The organism is Methanospirillum sp. (assembly GCF_035406105.1).
Taxonomy (GTDB): Archaea; Halobacteriota; Methanomicrobia; order Methanomicrobiales; family Methanospirillaceae; genus Methanospirillum.
Genome location: NZ_DAONKG010000388.1, coordinates 1 through 1014, shown reverse-complemented (window position 1 = coordinate 1014; position 1014 = coordinate 1). Strand labels below are relative to the sequence as shown.

Below are 1014 nucleotides of genomic sequence, written 5' to 3'. Positions count from 1 at the left end.
GAATTTCAGAAGGAGTACCGAGAAGCGATGCTCTCAAAGGATGAGAAGCGGATAAAAAAGCTTGAGGCAAAACGGTCCAAAATGATGCAGGACCAGATGGAGATGAGTCAGGCCCAGTTCAAACCGATGGGTTATATTATGGTTATTACCCTTCCGATATTTTTCTGGCTCATATTCCGTCTCAATCATTTTGATGCGATGATACACATGCCGTTCTTTGGCCTGGTGCATCTGACCGATCTCATCCTGGGTCCTGCACCGGCATGGATTATATGGTACATGCTCTGTTCGATCACGCTTTCACAGGTTATCAGAAAGGCACTTGACATCGGGGGATTGTAATGCGCATTACGATCAGTGGGCTGCCAGGAAGTGGCACAACCTCACTGACCTATCATCTTGCGGAGATGCACCGGCTTGATGTCATCTCTGCCGGAGAAGTCTTCAGGCAGATGGCAAAGGAGCGGGGAATGACACTTGCTGAGTTTGGTGCCTTCTGTGAGGAAGATCCTTCGGTAGACAAACTGATCGACGAACGTCAGCGTGAGATAGCACTATCCAATACCCATATTATTGCGGAAGGAAGACTGTCCGGCTGGATGATTCCGGAGGCTGATCTGAGAATATGGCTGAAGGCATCACTTGAATGCAGAGTCAGACGCATCTTTGATCGCGATCAGTTCTCTGACCCGGATGCAGCCATGCAGGAGACAAAGGACCGCGAGGCGTGTGAAGCCCTTCGCTATCAGCAGTATTATGATATTGATATCGGATCGCTCAGTCCGTATCATCTGGTGCTGGATACTGAGATGTGGACTGTTGAACAACTGGGAATTATCGTTTCATCTGCGATTCAGACCCTGCAAAAAAGGGAATAAGGTTTCTTCTTTCTTTTTTATCTCCTGTCAATCAGTCGTTTTGGTCTTCCTTTGATGTGATGCAGTTCAAGCCCTCCTGGGCCGGTGATATGGACCAGAATCTGAAATATTCCATCATCATAACTCCCGATGAGTT

At 47.7% G+C, this 1014-nt stretch carries 2 protein-coding genes; both read left to right on the top strand.

The window, feature by feature from the left end; translation table 11 throughout:
- A partial coding sequence (locus PLA23_RS13735) for a DUF106 domain-containing protein (RefSeq protein ID WP_324475592.1) occupies window positions 1-342 on the top strand: 342 nt, incomplete at its 5' end.
- The gene (gene cmk / locus PLA23_RS13730; RefSeq protein ID WP_324475591.1) at window positions 342-878 is read left to right on the top strand and encodes a (d)CMP kinase; all 537 of its coding nucleotides are present in this window, start codon (window positions 342-344) and stop codon (window positions 876-878) included. The genes PLA23_RS13735 and cmk, both read left to right, overlap by 1 nt.
- Window positions 879-1014: the final 136 nt, after the last annotated feature.

Excerpts from the sequence above, each read along its gene's own strand:
- cmk (WP_324475591.1), top strand. The coding sequence starts at position 342 with ATGCGCATTACGATCAGTGGGCTGCCAGGAAGTGGCACAACCTCACTG.